Source organism: Bacillota bacterium (assembly GCA_013177945.1).
Classification (GTDB): domain Bacteria; phylum Bacillota; class DSM-12270; order Thermacetogeniales; family Thermacetogeniaceae; genus Ch130.
In genome coordinates, this window is record JABLXW010000004.1 from 116,957 (window position 1) to 133,412 (window position 16,456).

Below are 16,456 nucleotides of genomic sequence, written 5' to 3' on the forward strand. Positions count from 1 at the left end.
CATTTTTTTCCATGCTCCGGTCAAAATTTAAACGCTAGAGGTGGTGCATAATCCGGCTGTTTTTGCGAAGCCCTTCCAGGAAGGCAAGAAAAACCTCATTCCTTTTGCGGGCAAGGAGTTCCTGCCGGAGGGCCTCCCGCACCTCCCCGTACCCGGCCTGAACGGCAGCCTTTTTTTCGAAGACGAAAAGAACATGGTAGCCCAGCTCGGTCTGGACCGGCTTCCGGCTGTAGCTCCCCGCCGGAATCCGGAAGGCCGCCTCCCGGAGTTTTTCCGGGAGGCGGGGATCGTCCCGCGTAATGTACCCGAGGTCCCCCCTGTTCTGAGAAGCGGCAGGATCCAGGGAGAACTGCACGGCAAGCTCCCTGAAATCCGCCCCCCGGTCCAGGGCGCGGATGATCTCGAGGGCCGCTGCCTCTGTTTTCACGAGAATATGGCCGACCCTGACCTGTTCCGGGGCTCCCAGACTTTCCTGCCGGGCGCGGTAGGCCTGCCTGATTTCTTCCTCTTCTACCGTTACGCTCCGGGTTAATTGCTTCCACAGCTTTTCGATCGCGATCATTTCGTAAAGCTGCCTGCGGTATTCCTCCCGGGTCAGCCCCCGCGTGTTCAAAATCCGCCGGAACTCCCGGGGGCCCCCGCTCCGCTTTTCATCTGCGGCAAGGCGGGCGTCCACCTCCGCCGCGGCCACTTCAATCCCGGTCCGGACCGCCGCCTGGTAGAGCAGAACCCGGTCCACCAGGCGCTGGAGGGTTTCCTGCTTCACCTGCTCCCGCAGGTGCTTCGCCTCCGGTCCCTGCAAATTGAGCCCGTAAACCCTGGCAAGAAACTCCTCGGTACGGGCGGTCTCCTCTTCCCATGCCGCGCGGGAAATCTTCGTCCCGTTCACCCGCAGCACCCAATCCCCCCGCTCCGACCACCAGAACCAGACGCCACCCAGCGCCAGCAAGAAGAGGAGAAGGAGCAGCTGGAGCAGCACGATACGCCTTGCCGGTTTCAAATCCAACATCCCCCTTTCGCGCCCGGGGCGGCCCTGCCTCCCGGGCCGGCCCGCTCACAATTCCTTCAGGTAAAGTTTCGCCTTCCTCTTCCCCAATCCCTGCAAATTCAGCCAGCCCCCGCCCCGGCCCCCACCTCCCGCGGGAGAAGCACGCGGCTGAGCATCACCAGGAGCTGCCGGGAGGAAAGCCCGCGGGTGAAAATCCGCGCCTCCAGCTCACCTACTGCGGAGAAGCTCAGCCGGTCTCCGAAAACCGCGCTCCAGCGGGTGAGTTCTTCCCTTTTTGGCGCCACTCCGGGTCCAAACCGCACAACCAGGGTGTGATCCGTGACCTGGACCTCCCTGATCCCCAGTTCCCGGGCGCGCACCCGGAGCCGGGCAAGCGTGAAAAGAGAAACAGCCGGTTCCGGCAGGGGCCCGAAGCGGTCGCGCACCTCTTCTGCCAGTTCGTGGATTGCTTTTAAATTATCGGCCAGGGCAAGCCGCCGGTAAATCTCGATCTTCTGCCGGGCGTCCCGGATGTAAGCATCCGGGAGGTAAGAATCCACGTGGATTTCCCAGACAGGCGCCGGGGCGACCTGCGGCTCCGGCTCCTTTTCCCCCTTAAGCTCGCGGACCGCCTCCCCCAGAAGCTGCTGGTAGAGATCGAAACCAACTGCGGCCATGTGGCCATGCTGTTCGGGCCCCAGAAGGTTTCCCGCTCCCCGGATCTCCAGATCTCTTAAAGCCAGTTTAAAACCGGACCCGAACTCTGTGAACTCCTGGAGGGCGCGGAGGCGCTTTTCCGCCTGCTCGGTAATCACCATGTCCCTGGGATAGGTGAAATAGGCATAAGCAAGGCGGTGGGAACGCCCGACCCGCCCCCGCAGCTGGTAGAGCTGAGCAAGGCCAAGCTGGTCGGCCCGCTCCACGATCAGTGTATTTACGTTGGGGAGGTCGAGGCCGTTTTCGATGATGGTGGTGCAGATCAGGCAGTCGAACTCCCGGTTGAGGAAGTCCCACATCACCTGCTCGAGGTCGTCCTCCTTCATCTGGCCGTGGGCAATCCGGAAGGAGGCCTCGGGGACCAGGCCCCGCAGAAAGGCGGCGCACCTCTCAATGGTCTGCACCCGGTTGTGCACGTAAAAAACCTGGCCGCCCCGCTGGATCTCCCGCCTGATGGCGTCCCGGATCACCTCCGGGTCGTACTCCAGGACGTAGGTCTGAACCGGAAGCCGGTCCTCCGGGGGCGTCTCGATCATACTCAGGTCCCGGACCCCGCTCAAAGACATGTGCAGGGTGCGGGGAATGGGGGTCGCCGTAAGGGTTAGAACATCCACATTCGCCCGGAGCATCTTGATTTTTTCCTTGTGGGTGACGCCAAAGCGCTGCTCCTCGTCGATGACCAGAAGGCCGAGATCCTTAAACCTGACATCATCTGAAAGAAGCCTGTGGGTGCCGATGATCACATCAATCAACCCCTGTGCCAGGTCCCGCACAATAGCTTTTTGCTCCCCGGGAGAGCGGAACCTGCTGAGGACCTCCACCCGGATGGGGTAGCGCTCAAAGCGCTCCTTGAAGGTATGATAGTGCTGCTGGGCAAGCACGGTGGTTGGAACCAGCACCGCCACCTGCTTTCCCTCCTGAACGGCCTTAAAGGCGGCCCTGATCGCCACCTCGGTCTTTCCGAAGCCCACGTCCCCGCAAACCAGGCGGTCCATCGGCCGGGGCTTTTCCATATCGGCCTTCACTTCGGCGATCGCCCGCTTCTGGTCGGGGGTTTCCTCATAGGGGAAGGCTGCCTCAAATTCCTGCTGCCACACCGTATCGGGAGAAAAGGCGTAGCCGGGCGTCGCCATCCGCCGGGCATAAAGGGCGAGCAGGTCGCGGGCGAGCTCCCGGACGCGCTTCTTGACCCGCTGCTTGAGGCGCGCCCAGTCCCCCCCTCCCAGGCGGGAAAGGCGGGGAAGGTGCCCCTCGGGGCCGGCGTACTTCTGGACCAGATTCGCCTGCTCCACGGGGAGGTAAAGGCGGTCTTCCCCGGCGTAAACAATCTCTAAATAGTCCTTTTTCCTCCCCTCCACCTCCATCTCCCTGATCCCCAGATACCTGCCGATCCCGTGGTGGAGGTGCACAACGTAATCCCCCGGGGCAAGCTCGGCCAGAACACTCAACCCCTCACCGGCTGCCCTGGCAGGCCTCCTCCTCTTCACCCTCCGCCCGTAGAGTTCCCCGGCGGTCACCACCGCAAGCCGCCCCGGCAGCTCGAAGCCCCGGCTCAAATTCCCGATGCCCGCGGAAAGGCGGCCCTGCTCCAGGCGGTCCCGCCAGGCAGGCTCCACAAGAGGGGCCAGCTCATGGTCCCGGAGGTCACGCTCCAGCTGGCGGAGGCATCCCTCCGAGGGGAGCAGCAGAAGAACGGCAGCGCCTCCCCGCAGCCACCCCCTGACCTCCGGCACCAGAAGGTCGGGCCTGGAAAAGAAGGGCTGCATTTCCTTGACGGAAAAAGTAAAAACCGCCTCTGGCTCGAGCGGCCCGGGGCGGGAAAGGAGCTGGGTAAAGGCAAGGACCGGAAATGCCCGGGACTCCCGGAAGAGGTCTTCCCCGCTCAGGTAATACTCCTGCCAGGGGGTAAAGGTAAGCCCTTCCTGGAAGAAACGGCGGTAGTCCGACTCCAGGAGGGCGGTGCGGGCGCTGCACTCTTCCAGAATCCGCCCCGGCTCCTCCATAACCACCAGGGATCCGGGCGGAAGGTACTGAAAAAGAGAAGCCTGCTCGGGATAAAAATAGGGTTGAATGAGGTTCAGAGACCCCCGCCCCTCGACGGCCATCTCTAAAAAACGGTTGAGGCGCTGGTCGAGCCGGATCAAAGCGCTCCTGCTTCCCTTCAGCTGCTCGCGCCTCGCCTTGTGGGCGGCTTTGATCCGGGCGGCGGCAGCTTCGACACGTCCGGAGTCGTAAATAAACTCCCGCGCCGGCCAGATGGTCACCTCCGGAAGGGGTTTGCGGGAGCGCTGGCTTTCCGGGTCCAGCGTTTTGAGAGAAACAACCTCATCCCCCCAGAACTCCAGGCGCACCGGTGTTCCCTGAAAGGGATAGATGTCCAGGATGTTTCCCCTCAGGGCAAACTGGCCCGGCCCTCCGGCCAGTTCGACCCTTTCATAGCCGGCCCGGCTCAGGGCGCGAACCAGGGAAGTGAGGTCAGATACGGCCCCAACCCTCAGGGAAACGGCCGCCTGTTCCCAGACGAGAGGGGGGACCAGCCTCGGCATAAGGGCCTCGGCGGGGGCAATAACAACCGGCGGCTTCCCCTTCGCACGCAGGGCGGCCAGGACCCGGAGCCGGCCTGCAGCAGGTTCGCGGCTTGCGGCCATCACTTCGAAGGGAAGCGCCTCCGCCGGATCGAAAACCAGCACCTCCCGGTCGGGGAGGAGGTTTTCCAGATCCACCTGCCAGGCGCTTACCTGCTGAGGAGAGGGAACGACCACCAGGAGGGCGCCCTGCACCCTCCCTTCAGCCAGGAGGGCCGCGCTTATTAAAGGATTAAAGGCGCCCCGCCCCCCCGCAAGAAGGAGAGGGAGCCTCCCCTGTTCAAGGGCTGCAAGAATTTCCTTAAATTCCGGTGTCTGCCTAAGCAGATTTTGCATCGCGCCTCTCCTCTGTCCAGACCGTTCTCTTCGGGCCACACCAAAAAAGGCAGGTCTTCCCAAAACCCCCCTGTCAGGCCCTTCATTTTCCAGAGTTTTAAGCATCTTAAAACATTATATCACCATTTCCCCTAAGAATATACCCGCCCCCGCAAACACCCTATAACCACAACTCCCTAAGCACCGCCCCCCTTCCTTCCCGAGGCGCGGGAACAAGAAGGTGTCGCACCCGAAGCCAAAGAGAACGGCCACCCCGTCGCTGCCGGGAAAAGCAAACTTACTCTAGCCAGGTGACTTTCTGCTTCAAATCGGGGTCTTGCCTTGGCGGCGCAGGGGGCACTACCTCAGGGTAGCCGAGGGGGGTAATCGCCACAATTTCCTTTTCTCCGGGAATATTCAGGATCTGTCTGACTGCCGATTCCTCAAGCAGGGGAGCCAGCATCCAGCAGGTGCCCAGCCCCTCGGCGCAGGCCGCGAGGAGCAGGTTTTCAAAGGCCGCGCAAACGCTCTCCAGGTGCATCTTGCGCTGGAAAGGATCTTCTGCGGCCGGCGCCAAGGCCACAACCGCCAGAGGTGCTCCCCCGTAGTTTCTGGCAAACTGGAGCATCTGCTCTTTTCTCTCAGGGTCGCCCGGGATTTTCTCCACCACCCGCGCGTAGCTTTCCCCGAGAGCCTTCAGCTTCTCTCCTCCTACCACAAGGAACTCCCACTGCTGCAGATTAATTCCCGAGGGTGCCCAGTTGGCAGCACCCAGGATCCGCATCACCACCTCGCGCGGGACCGGATCTGGTTTGTATTTCCTGACCGAACGCCGCCGGTAAACTGCCTCGTAAAAATCCACCAGCTCCACCTCCGGAATAAAGTCAGGTTCATGTCAATTTTACCAAAATTCTAACGCAAGAAAACAGGGGGAAGCCTAAGCATCCCCGCCTTTTTGCTCTCCCTGTTCTGGCTCCCGCCCGCTCCGCGAGCCTTGCGGGCCAAACAGGCTTAAAGGCCGTCTTGCGAAAACGCCGGTGTAAAAATTACGAACCCCGCTTTTCCAGCGGGGTTCCCTGAGCTGCCAGAAAGCAGTGCCGGAAGGCTTGGGCAGGGCCGGCTTCAGCGGAGCCCTGTGGGCACAAACATATCGATGATACCGACGATCGCTGCGGCAATCAAGGCCCCGATGACCGTAACCCGCATCCCAGGGATGACGAACTGGATCAGGTAAAAGATTACCGCAGAGACGAGAAAGCCGACGCCGCCCCGCGCGTAAGGAGAGATGTTGCGCCCGAAGATGGCCTCGAGGCCGTAGCCGATGACGGCAATCAAAACCGCAGCCAGCAGGGCGTACCAGAAGCTGAGCCGCGTAAAACCGGGCGTAATGTAGCTTACCACCATGAGCACTATTGCCGCCACGATGAATCTGATGATGTGGGCGAGCCAGCCTTCACCCACAACCCGGGACCAGCCACCGGCGTTCCCGCGGTTTCCTCCCTCTTCTGCCATGATTTCACCTCCTTCAGGTGCCAGTTGCCCCCCGCCTTCGAAAAAAATTAAAGAATAAGGCGGTGAGCAATCTTAGTTTAACCAGAAAGAGGAGAATTCATGCAAAAAAGGTTCTGCCGCGGCGCCTGTTGAAGCGGTTCATGGCGGCTTCAATTCCCTCCGTCGCCCAGACCCGGACCGCGGCCGCAGCCTGGCCGAGAACCTCTTCCAGCAGATTCCGCTCTTCCTTCGTAAAAGGACTCAGGACATATGCCGCCTCATCCTCCCCCGAAGAAGGGCGGCCGATCCCGATGCGGAGCCGCGGGAACTCCTGGGTTTCCAGGTGGTCGATGATCGACTGGACGCCCCGGTGGCCCCCGGCGCCCCCCCGCGGCCGGAGGCGCAGGGCCCCGAAAGGCAGATCAAGGTCGTCGTAAACAACCAGCAGCGCCCCGGGCGCAAGCCCCCATTCCTGCATCAGGGGCCGGAGGGCGCGCCCGCTCAGATTCATAAAGGTCAAAGGCTGAACCAGCAGGACGGGCACACCTTCGATCTCCAGGGAAGAGAGGCGTGCCAGGTCGCGGTAAACCCGCCAGCCGCCCTGGCAAGCCTTTGCCAGCCGCGCCACCACTTCATACCCCACATTGTGGCGCGTCCCTGTATAGCGGGGGCCGGGGTTCCCCAATCCGCAGACAATTCTCTTTTCCCGCGCACTTTCCCGAACCGGGCGGAAAAAGAGGCTCCGGAAGAGATCAGGCATCTATCCTTCTCCGGGCTCTGGAGCAGCCCCGGCCTCCCCGGCCGCCTCCTCCTCTTCAGAAACCTCAAGGACAGGCGGCACCACAAGGACGATGATGCTCTCCGGATCATCCACAATTTTAACGCCGGGCGGCACCTGAAGGTCTGCCACGGTCAACTGGTCTCCGATGCCCAGGCCGCTGATATCGGCATCAATCCGCTCGGGCAGCTGGGTCGGCAGGCAAGAGACCGTAACCTCCCGGAGCATGTGCTGAAGCACGCCCCCTTCTTTGACTCCCGGCGCCTCCCCTACCAGGTGGACGGGGATTTCTGTTTCGATTTCCTCTGTCAGCGAAACCTGGTAAAAGTCCACATGCAGCAGTTCCTGGCGCAGGGGTTCCCGCTGGACCTCCCGGATCATCACGAGGTAGGATTTCGGGGCCTCCCCATCAGAAATCTCAAGGTTAATCAAAGTGCCCCCGATGCTGTGGGTGGCGAGGATGTTGGCCAGGGCCTGGGTGGGCACCTGAACGAGAAGGTTTCCCGCCTCCTTTCCGTAGACAACCCCCGGCAGCATCCTCTCGCGGCGCAGCTTTTTCAGGCTTCCCTTGGTTCCGCGCGCCCGCGGCCGGGCGTGCAGGGTGATGCTTTCCATCTCTAAACCCCCTTTTCCTCAAGTGGTTCCACAAAGGCGGTCAGAACCTCTTACTAGTTTAGCGTTACTTTCGGGTAAAAATCAAGCTTCCGGCCCGGGTTGGTGCAGGCATACCTGCAGGCGCGGGCCAATATACTTTAAACAAAGCTTTTTCTGGACTCTTCAGGCAGGATCAACGATCTCAAGGAAACCAGGGAGGCGAATCAAGATGCGGAAGGGACGGCAGTTCCTTTCCCTCCCCGTTGTGACTTTGGAGGAGGGAAAAGAAATCGGGCGGATCCGGGGGCTCGTCATCAATCCCAAAACCGTCGAGGTGGCCGCGCTCATCGTCCAGCAGAGCGGCTTCTTTTCAGAACAGAAGGTGATCCCCTACCCCCGCGTGGCCAGCGTCGGAAACAACGCCCTCACCATCCAGAAAATTGCCAGCGCAGAAAAGATCACAAGTCTCCCCGAAATCCTGAACCTGGTTAAGGAACAGGTCAAACTGCGCGGCGCGCGCGTTATCACCGAGGGGGGAACCGCCCTCGGCTACGTGGAGGAGTTCTTCGTGGACCCCGGCACAGGGAAAATTACGGCATTTGAGGTGGGAGGGCGCTTTGGAGAGTTCCTGAAGGGAAAAGGGGTCCTTCCCGCCGGGGAGGTCCGCACCATCGGCAGAGATGTTCTTGTGGTCCGGAACGGAGCCGAGGCCAGGCTAACCCGGAGCGAAGGAAAGCTGACGGAGACCGTGAAAAGCCTCAGGGAGGGAACAACGCGCCTCCTGCAAAGGGCGCGGCAGATCCCGCACCGCTCCCCCGGCGAGGCGTCGCCTGACGGGAGCCCCGCCCCCTCACAAAAAGAGAACGGAATTCAGGAGGACCAGGAGCCGCCGGAAGGGAACTAGTCAAAGAGTTTGCTCACAGAAAGATCCTCGTGGATCCTGATAATCGCCTCACCCAGGAGAGGTGCCACCGAGAGCACCTTCAATTTTGAAAAGAACTTTTCCGGGGGCACCGGAATTGTATTGGTGACAACAACCTCTTTGAGCGGGGAGGCCTCGAGGCGCGCCCGGGCAGGGCCGGAAAAGACAGGATGAGTGCAGCAGGCATAAACCTCGCGCGCCCCGTGCCGCAAAAGGGCCTCCGCCCCCTGCGTGATCGTGCCGGCGGTATCGATAATATCGTCAATAATTATGGCCGTTTTCCCCTCTACTTCCCCGATGATGTGGAGCACCTCCGAGACGTTCGGCTTTGGCCTGCGCTTGTCAATAATGGCGATGGGTGCGCCCAGGCGATTGGCCAGGTCCCCCGCCCGGGTTACCCCCCCCACGTCGGGGGAGACGACGACCGTGTCGATCAGCTCCAGGCTCAGGAAATACTCCGCCAGAATCGGCACCCCCGGCAGGTGGTCCACCGGGATGTCGAAGAACCCCTGAATCTGGCCGGCATGAAGATCCATCGTGACAACCCGCCCTGCCCCGGCGGCGGTGATCAGATTGGCCAGGAGCTTTGCGGTGATGGGGTCCCGGGCCTTGAGCTTCCGGTCCTGCCGCGCGTAGCCGTAATAAGGGAGGACGGCGCAAATCCGCCGCGCCGAAGCCCGGCGCAGGGCGTCGATCATAATCAAAAGCTCCATGACATTCTCGTTGACGGGGGGGCAGGTGGGTTGAATCAGAAAAATGTCGGCCCCCCGGACGCTTTCGTTGATTCCCACACAAATTTCCCCATCACTGAAGCGGCTCACCTGGACGCTTCCCAGAGAAACCCCGAGATACTCTGTAATTTCCTCGGCCAGTCCCGGATTGGCATTTCCGGCGAAGATTTTCAGCTTTTTCGTATAGAGCGGCATGCTGATCCCCTCTCTTACGTCTTTCCTTTCCCTGCTTTTCTTTTTGCCCAGTCGGGAATGACGACCTGCTTTGCCCGCTCTACGGCAAGGGCACCGGGCGGAACATCCCTGGTGATCGTAGAGCCGGCCCCGGTTACCGCGCCCTTTCCGATGGTGACGGGAGCGACGAGGTTGGTGTTGCTCCCGATGAACGCCCCATCTTCAACGCGGGTTTCGTGCTTTTGAAGGCCATCGTAGTTGCAGGTGATCGTCCCGGCTCCTATATTTACGCCGGAGCCGATGACGGCATCGCCTACGTAGCTCAGGTGGGGGATCTTGCTCCCCGCCCCCACAACCGCCTTTTTCAGCTCCACAAAATCACCGATCTTGACCCCTTCTGCAAGCACGCTCCCGGGCCGGAGGTAGGCGAAGGGGCCGATCTGGCACCGGTCTCCTACGGTAGACTCCACCACAACAGAATACCAGACCTCTACCGCATCCCCGAGGGTGGAGTCCACAAGGCGCGTCCCCGGTCCGAGCAGGCACCCCCGGCCCACCTTCGTTCTTCCCTCGAGAAAGGTAAAAGGATAGATGACGGTGTCCGGGCCGACCTCCACCCCCCGGTCGGGGTAGGTTGTTTCGGGATCGAGGATGGTTACGCCAGCCTCCATCAAACGCGAGCACTCCCGGCGGCGGAGGATGCGACCCGCTGCCGCCAGTTCCTCCCTCGTGTTCACCCCCAGGGTTTCCTCGGGGGGAGCATTTAAGGCGGCAACCGGCTGCCCTGCGGCACGCAAAAGCCCGATGCAGTCGGTGAGGTAGTACTCTCCCTGCCTGTTCTCGGGGCGCAACCGTGCTACCGTATTTTCCAGGAACTCCCTTGCAAAGACGTAAGTTCCCGTGTTAACCTCTTTAATCTCCCTTTGGGCGGCGGTGGCATCGCTCTCTTCGATAATTGCCAGCACCCGGTTCTCCCCATCCCGCAGGATCCGCCCGTAGCCCCGGGGATTTTCTAGGCTGCTGGTGAGCAGGGAAACGGCGGCTCCTGCCGCCCGCCGGGCCTCGATCAGCCGGAGCAGGGTTGGAGGCCTGAGGAGAGGTGTGTCGCCGCACAGGACAAGAACCTCGCGGCACTCCGGAGAAAGAAGGGGAAGCGCCCTCGCCACGGCATCCCCCGTTCCCCGGGGCTCCACCTGGAGGGCATAGCGGTACCCCGCGCCCAGCGCCTTCCGGACAAGGTCCGCCCCCTGGCCCACGACGATCACAACCTCTTCGATGCCGGCTGCTTCAACGGAATCAAGCACGTGGCGGATCAGGGGCGCTCCCGCAACGCGGTGCAGCACCTTTGGAATTTCCGATTTCATCCGCTTCCCCTGGCCTGCCGCCAGGATTACAGCCCCTACCCCCTGCAAAGCCCGAGCCTCCTTCTTACCAGAATCATTCGGTAATTATTTTATTCCAGCCGCAGGGAAAAAAACCTGCCGGATTACTTTTTCTACATTAAACAGGCATTTCCTTTTAAATTTGCAGAAGGCTGGCCGGTGAAAAAATAAATAAAATAAGGGGGATCTGCCCCCCTCTTTAAGCCTGACAAGGACCAGAGTCTTAAAATCTCTTTAAACCGCGGTTGCCTCCTGGTAGGCCTTTAAAACCGCATTCTGGATGAGTTCCCGCGCATCCGGCGAAATGGGGTGGGCAATGTCCCGAAATTCTCCCGCCGGTGTTCGGCGGCTCGGCATGGCGACAAAAAGCCCCTTCTGACCCTCTACCACCTTCACGTCGTGAACCACAAAAGCATCGTCAAAGGTCACGGAACAAACGGCCTTCATCTTCCCCTCATGGTTGAGCCTCCGGATCCGAACATCTGTCACCTGCATCCTCTGAACCACCTCTCCTGCCTGGGGTTTTCTGTTAGTGAATGTATTCTTCATCACATGGAAGATTCCTGCCGGCCTCATGAAAGTTTTCACAACCCGGCGCCTCGCCTCCTCAGGCTTCAGAGGGGGAAAGCAGGTGCCGGGCAAGCGCCAGATCTGCCGGCTTATCCACATCCACCCCGATTTCCGGGTAGTGGCTGACGACAGCAGCCCCCGGCACCCCGAACAGCTCCGAAACCCGCTCCTCAACATTCTTTACCGAAAGAACCCCGAAGAGGTACTTCCACAAAATTTCCCAGCCAACCAGCTGGGCCAGCCGCGCCGGCTTCTTCCGGAGGCGGATGAACTCCTCCGCCTTCGCCATGCATGACCCCAAAATCCTCCGGTCCACCAGCAGAAGATTGCCCCCCGTAAAGGTTCCCTCCCGGAGCCGGGCGTAGGTCCGCTTCACCCCGGGAAAGCGTTCTTCCGCGACCTGGCGGGGGATAATCGGATAGTAAAACGCGGCCTTCCGCTCCCGGCACCTGTCGAGAAAGTCCTTGACGGCAGCAGGCGTGAGAAAGGGCAGATCGCCGGTGCAGGCCAGCACCCAGGGGGTTCCGGCCTCCGCCTCTCCGGCCGCCTCCAGGGCCGCCACCCCGGCGGCAAAGCTCCCCAGGGGTGAGGCTCCCGGATCCGCGAAGAGGAGCCCGGACTCCGCTCCGTAAAGGGTGCGGACCGCCTCCGGCCCCACCAGGACAATCTTCCGAATTTCGGCGCAACTTTTCAGGGCTGCCACCACGTAATCCACCATGGCGCGGGAACCGATGCGAAGGAGGGCCTTCCCCGGCGCCTCGCCTGCCGGTGCAGCCGGGTCCCGAAAGCCGCCGTCTCCTGCAAGGACAACCGCATCAACCCCGTCAATCACCTTTCCATCCCCTTTGCCGAGCTATTTTCCCCAAGCTCCTGCCTGCCGCGCACCGCCTCCAGCAGGCTGTTCTCCGCGTTTTCGATGTGCTCCCAGGCCAGCACCTGGGCCTGGGCCGCATTCCGTTCGGCAATTGCCTCCACGATCTTCCGGTGCTCCTCCAGCGCCTCCCGCATTCTCCCGGGGTAGGCAAGAGACACCGCCCGGAACCGCTGGATCTCGTCCCGGAGATTGCTCAAAATCTGAATCAGGCGCTGATTCCGGCTTACCTGATAAAGGGTATCGTGGAACCTGCTGTCACATTCCACAAAAGAAGGAAGGTTTCCCTCTTCGATGATCTTCGCCTTGCGCACGAGAATCCGCTCCAGCTCCTCAAGCTCCTCCTCGGTGATCCGCTCTGCTGCAAGGCCGGCCGCGAGGGCCTCGAGGGAGGCCCGCACCTCAAAAACATCGGCGATGTCTTTCAGGGAAATCCCCGCCACGTAGGCCCCTTTGCGGGGAACCATGACCACAAATCCCTCCAGTTCAAGCTTCCGGATCGCCTCCCGGACAGGAGTCCGGCTCACTCCAAGCTCCTCGGCCAGCTGGATCTCCATCAGCCTTTCGCCGGGGCGCAGGGTGCCGTTGATGATCGCCTCCCGGAGGGTGTCGAAAACGACTTCCCGCAAGGGCTTATATGTATCCAGCCTGACAGGCAGCAGTCTCCTCTCCGTTTTTCCCATCAGCAGTCCCTATCCCCTTCCCATTTTTTGATCTCATCTTCGTTAACGGTCCTGCAGACAAAAACCCAGTCTCCTCCCCCTGCAAGCTGCCGGGCCGCAAGACGCGCCTCCTTCTCCCCCGGAAAGATCCCGAAGACCGTCGGCCCGCTCCCCGTCATGAGAGCCCTTTCGGCTCCCAGCTCTTCCAGGCGCGCCCTGCGGCTCTCCACCTCGGGGTGCTGGGCGGCCGTCACCTCCTCGAGGTCGTTGCCCAGGGCGGCCAGCATTCCTGCCCTGTCCCCCCGGCTCAGGGCCGCAAGAAAGCGCGGTGTACGGGGGTCTCTTCTTTCGGGGCGGAAACGGGCGTAGACCTCCCGGGTGGAGACCTGGCAGCCCGGCTTGACAAGGACAAGCCAGCAGGAAGGAAAGGGCGGAAGGCGCGTGACAACCTCCCCCCGGCCCCGCGCCAGCACCGTTCCCCCCAGGACAAAAAAGGGGACATCGGAACCCAACCGGGCGGCGTAAAGAATCAACTCCTCCTCCCTGAGCCCCAGCCGGTAAAGGAGATTGACTCCCTTGAGGGCGGAAGCGGCATCACTGCTTCCCCCTCCCAGCCCTGCCGCCACGGGAATTTTCTTCTCGATCTCCAGCCTTACCCCCCCCGGGAGCCGGGGGAGCAGCAGTTCAAGCGCCCGGTAGGCCAGATTTCCGGAGCCCTCCGGGACCCCGGGAGCCGGGCAAACCACGGCAATCCCCGCTTCGAGCCGGGTGAAGGCAAGGGAGTCGGCAAGGCTCACCGTCTGCATTACCGAGCAGATCTCGTGGTAACCGTCGGGGCGCCGGGAGCCGACATCCAGGGTAAGGTTGATCTTGGCAAAGGCCGGGAGGCGAAGGGTTTTCAAGTCTCTCTCTCCTCTGGCGCGAGCCTGATTCTGGTGAGTAAATAATTAAATACCGGAACAGAAATTCCTCTTTTTGTCCCCGGCGCCGATTTTCAGAAATTCAGCTCTGGATTACCGCCTTTTTTTCACGCTCCGCTTTCCGGATTGCATCCTCCGCCTCTTCGAGCACACGCAGCACCGGCTCCAGTTCCTCGTAGAAGACCACAACCACATCGCCGGGGCAGGCCCGGCCCAGCGCGCGCCTGACGGCTGCGGTTTCCTCCGGGACGATGTGGAGGCACGAGGCAGGCAAACCCGCCCGCCGCGCTCCCACGTAAAGGAGGCGTGCCGTCTCGCCCGGGGCGCGCCCGCGCAGGTCGCGATCCTCCTTGAGAAAAACTTCGTCGAAGCCGGCTCCGGCCGCCTCCCCGGCGGCCACAATCTGTTCGTCGCACCGGTCCCCCGGCATCCCGATCACTCCCAGCAGGCGGCGCGGCTTCAAGGCGCGGGCAAACTCCGAAATCCGCCGGAAGGCGGGAGCATTGTGCCCGAAGTCGACGATCACCGTGACCTTTCCCACCCGGCGGATGATCAGGCGTCCGGGATTGTGGGAAAGCTGGGCGCCGAAGGTGCGCAGGCCGCGCCGGATCAGGGCCAGGGGAAGCCTGCAAACCCAGGCGGCCGCAGCGGCAGCAATGGCGTTCTCGAGGTTGTGGAGCGCCCGCCCCCCGATTCCGGCCCTGATTCCCTTGAGACTGATGAGGCGCAGGGTCTCCTCCCCCCGGGCGAAATAGACGATCCCCTCCTTCACGAAGACGGCGCGGCCCCCCGTTCCCAGGTGGCGCCTGACAAGGAGGTTGTTTTCCCTGAGGCTGAAGTAAACCACCTGGCCCCGGGCGCGCCGGGCAAACCTGGAGGCAAAGGGATCATCTGCGTTGAGGATGACAAAGCCGTCCTTCCTGACCGCTTCCACCACCAGGGATTTCACCCAGAAAAGGTCGTCCAGGGTTTCGATCCCGTCCTGCCCGAGGTGATCCGGCCCGATGTTGGTTACTACCGCCACATCTGCAAGGTCGTACCCCAACCCCCCGCGCAGGATCCCTCCTCTCGCCGTTTCCAGGATGGCAACCTCAACCCGCGGGTCGCGCAGGACCATCCGGGCGCTGGCAGGGCCTGTGGTGTCACCGGTGCAGAGGCAGTCGCCGTCAATGTAAACCCCCCCGGTGGTGGTCATTCCCACAACGGTGCCCTGCTGCCGGAAAAGATGGGCGAGGATCCGCACCGTCGTGGTTTTCCCGTTGGTTCCGGTCACCGCAATGACCGGAACGCCTGTTTCGCAGCCAGGCGGAAAGAGGTAATCCACAAGGGCGCGCCCCACATCCCGGGGCTCCCCCTCGCTGGGGAAAAGGTGCATCCGGAAGCCCGGGGCGGCGTTGACTTCAATAATCATCCCGCCCTCCTCCCGCGCCGGTCTTGCGATTTCGGGGGTCACCAGGTCCACTCCCGCCACATCGAGGCCCAGGACGCGGGCAGCCCGCACCGCGAGCCCGGCGTTTTCCGGGTGAACGGCAGGGGTTACATCGCGGGCAGTACCGCCTGTGCTTAAGTTGGCGTTGTCCCGCAAAACCACCACCTCCCCGGCAGCGGGGCGGCTTTCCGGGCGGCAACCCTGCCTGGCCAGGACGAGGAGCGCGGTCGGGTCAATCTTCAGCCTGGTTAGGGGCTTTTCGTGCCCCTCCCCCCGCCGGGGGTCGCGGTTGGCCAGCTCCACCAGTTCCCGAATCGAGTGAACCCCATCCCCGGTAACGCAGGCGGGAAGCCTTTCCGCCGCCGCCACAAGCTCCCCCCCGATCACCAGGAGGCGGTAGTGGCGCCCTTCAATGTACTCCTCTACCAGAACCTCAGAATCATAACTCCGGGCGATGCGGAAGGCCGCCTCGATTTCCCGGGGATCCGTCAGGTTTAACACGACCCCTTTCCCCTGGTTGCCGCGGCGCGGCTTCACCACAACCGGGCTGCCCAGATCCCGGGCTGCGGCCTGCGCCTCCTCCAGGGAGGCGGCGATCCGGCCGCGGGGAACGGGAAGCCCCGCCTCCGCCAGGAGGCGCTTGGCCAGAACCTTATCGCAGGCCAGATCCACCGCGAGGGCAGAAGTTTGGGAGGTGATTGTGGCCTGCACCAGTTTCTGCCGGCAGCCGTACCCCAGCTGAAAGAGGCTGCCGGAGGCAAGGGGGAGGACCGGAATCTCCCGGGCGCGGCAGGCTTCAAGAATGCTCCTCGTGCTCGGGCCCAAACAGGTCTTGTTCCCCAACTTCCGCAGCCGCTCCACCGTCTCCAGAACCGGAAAGGGGAGCCCCTCCAGAACCGCGACGACAAGCGCCACCGCAGCCTCCAGGGCGGCCTTTCCCAATTCCGGGGTTCCGTATTCCAGAACCACGTCCCAGGTCCCCGGAGCAGAGCCCCTGACGGTTTTTCCGTAGCTGACCGGAAAGCCCGCACGGGCCTGGAGCTCCAGCGCCACGTGCTCGACCACATGGCCCAGGTAGGTCCCCTCCCGAAGGCGCTCCTGAAAGCCACCCGGGTAGCCGCGCCCGCAGGCATGCTCCGCCAGCCCGGGGAGCAGGCTCAGGAGGCGCTCCGGGAAGCCTGCAAGCTCACCTGTATGAAGCTGTTCCCGGGGCCCCAGGAGAAGCCGGGCCTGCAGCACCGGAGTATGGCTCCAGACGTTCCGCCCCTCAAAAGTGCGGATTTCTACGACCTCCACACCCTGACCTCCTTTTGTTCGCACCTCAACT

The 16,456-nt window shown here is 62.2% G+C and carries 14 protein-coding genes; 1 reads left to right on the forward strand and 13 read right to left on the reverse strand.

The features are described from left to right. Positions 1-34 precede the first annotated feature (34 nt). The 6 genes from HPY58_03980 to HPY58_04005 form a co-directional block, all read right to left on the reverse strand. Positions 35-1,000 carry a hypothetical protein gene (locus tag HPY58_03980; protein ID NPV28812.1) on the reverse strand — a complete coding sequence of 322 codons (966 nt, stop codon included), beginning with the start codon at positions 998-1,000 and terminating at the stop codon, positions 35-37. A gap of 107 nt (positions 1,001-1,107) precedes the next feature. Further along, on the reverse strand, positions 1,108-4,626 hold the full coding sequence (mfd, locus tag HPY58_03985; GenBank protein NPV28813.1) for a transcription-repair coupling factor: 3,519 nt from the start codon (positions 4,624-4,626) through the stop codon (positions 1,108-1,110). 277 nt (positions 4,627-4,903) lie between these two features. Continuing rightward, positions 4,904-5,467, reverse strand: coding sequence for a nitroreductase family protein (locus HPY58_03990; protein NPV28814.1), 564 nt, complete (start codon positions 5,465-5,467; stop codon positions 4,904-4,906). Positions 5,468-5,727: 260 nt separating this feature from the next. After that, positions 5,728-6,117: a phage holin family protein gene (locus HPY58_03995; GenBank protein ID NPV28815.1), complete on the reverse strand. Its 390-nt coding sequence runs from the start codon at positions 6,115-6,117 to the stop codon at positions 5,728-5,730. Between the two features lie 97 nt (positions 6,118-6,214). Next, positions 6,215-6,856, reverse strand: a complete 642-nt coding sequence (locus HPY58_04000; GenBank protein ID NPV28816.1) for an aminoacyl-tRNA hydrolase — start codon at positions 6,854-6,856, stop codon at positions 6,215-6,217. Further along, on the reverse strand, positions 6,857-7,489 hold the full coding sequence (locus HPY58_04005; GenBank protein NPV28817.1) for a 50S ribosomal protein L25/general stress protein Ctc: 633 nt from the start codon (positions 7,487-7,489) through the stop codon (positions 6,857-6,859). A gap of 208 nt (positions 7,490-7,697) precedes the next feature. Between HPY58_04005 and HPY58_04010 the strand changes: the two genes are divergently transcribed. Then, positions 7,698-8,372: a photosystem reaction center subunit H gene (locus tag HPY58_04010; protein NPV28818.1), complete on the forward strand. Its 675-nt coding sequence runs from the start codon at positions 7,698-7,700 to the stop codon at positions 8,370-8,372. On the opposite strand, the gene HPY58_04015 is transcribed toward HPY58_04010, so the two are convergent. From HPY58_04015 to cphA, 7 genes are all read right to left on the reverse strand, one after another. Continuing rightward, positions 8,369-9,316, reverse strand: coding sequence for a ribose-phosphate pyrophosphokinase (locus HPY58_04015; protein NPV28819.1), 948 nt, complete (start codon positions 9,314-9,316; stop codon positions 8,369-8,371). The genes HPY58_04010 and HPY58_04015 overlap by 4 nt on opposite strands. A gap of 14 nt (positions 9,317-9,330) precedes the next feature. Further along, the gene (gene glmU / locus HPY58_04020) at positions 9,331-10,707 is read right to left on the reverse strand and encodes a bifunctional UDP-N-acetylglucosamine diphosphorylase/glucosamine-1-phosphate N-acetyltransferase GlmU (GenBank protein ID NPV28820.1); all 1,377 of its coding nucleotides are present in this window, start codon (positions 10,705-10,707) and stop codon (positions 9,331-9,333) included. 204 nt (positions 10,708-10,911) lie between these two features. Then, positions 10,912-11,172, reverse strand: a complete 261-nt coding sequence (gene spoVG / locus HPY58_04025) for a septation regulator SpoVG (protein NPV28821.1) — start codon at positions 11,170-11,172, stop codon at positions 10,912-10,914. Positions 11,173-11,284: 112 nt separating this feature from the next. Continuing rightward, positions 11,285-12,079 carry an NTP transferase domain-containing protein gene (locus HPY58_04030; protein ID NPV28822.1) on the reverse strand — a complete coding sequence of 265 codons (795 nt, stop codon included), beginning with the start codon at positions 12,077-12,079 and terminating at the stop codon, positions 11,285-11,287. After that, positions 12,076-12,801: a GntR family transcriptional regulator gene (locus tag HPY58_04035; protein ID NPV28823.1), complete on the reverse strand. Its 726-nt coding sequence runs from the start codon at positions 12,799-12,801 to the stop codon at positions 12,076-12,078. Before HPY58_04035 ends, HPY58_04030 begins: the two co-directional genes overlap by 4 nt. Then, on the reverse strand, positions 12,801-13,682 hold the full coding sequence (locus HPY58_04040; GenBank protein ID NPV28824.1) for a 4-(cytidine 5'-diphospho)-2-C-methyl-D-erythritol kinase: 882 nt from the start codon (positions 13,680-13,682) through the stop codon (positions 12,801-12,803). Before HPY58_04040 ends, HPY58_04035 begins: the two co-directional genes overlap by 1 nt. 100 nt (positions 13,683-13,782) lie before the next feature. Further along, positions 13,783-16,425 carry a cyanophycin synthetase gene (gene cphA / locus HPY58_04045; protein ID NPV28825.1) on the reverse strand — a complete coding sequence of 881 codons (2,643 nt, stop codon included), beginning with the start codon at positions 16,423-16,425 and terminating at the stop codon, positions 13,783-13,785. Positions 16,426-16,456 lie beyond the last annotated feature (31 nt).

What these genes read in the sequence shown, in the direction of transcription:
- mfd (NPV28813.1), bottom strand. Translation starts at nt 4,626, where the DNA reads ATGCAAAATCTGCTTAGGCAGACACCGGAATTTAAGGAAATTCTTGCA.
- HPY58_03995 (NPV28815.1), bottom strand. Translation starts at nt 6,117, where the DNA reads ATGGCAGAAGAGGGAGGAAACCGCGGGAACGCCGGTGGCTGGTCCCGG.
- HPY58_04000 (NPV28816.1), bottom strand. Translation starts at nt 6,856, where the DNA reads ATGCCTGATCTCTTCCGGAGCCTCTTTTTCCGCCCGGTTCGGGAAAGT.
- HPY58_04005 (NPV28817.1), bottom strand. Translation starts at nt 7,489, where the DNA reads ATGGAAAGCATCACCCTGCACGCCCGGCCGCGGGCGCGCGGAACCAAG.
- HPY58_04010 (NPV28818.1), top strand. Translation starts at nt 7,698, where the DNA reads ATGCGGAAGGGACGGCAGTTCCTTTCCCTCCCCGTTGTGACTTTGGAG.
- HPY58_04015 (NPV28819.1), bottom strand. Translation starts at nt 9,316, where the DNA reads ATGCCGCTCTATACGAAAAAGCTGAAAATCTTCGCCGGAAATGCCAAT.
- spoVG (NPV28821.1), bottom strand. Translation starts at nt 11,172, where the DNA reads ATGCAGGTGACAGATGTTCGGATCCGGAGGCTCAACCATGAGGGGAAG.
- HPY58_04035 (NPV28823.1), bottom strand. Translation starts at nt 12,801, where the DNA reads ATGGGAAAAACGGAGAGGAGACTGCTGCCTGTCAGGCTGGATACATAT.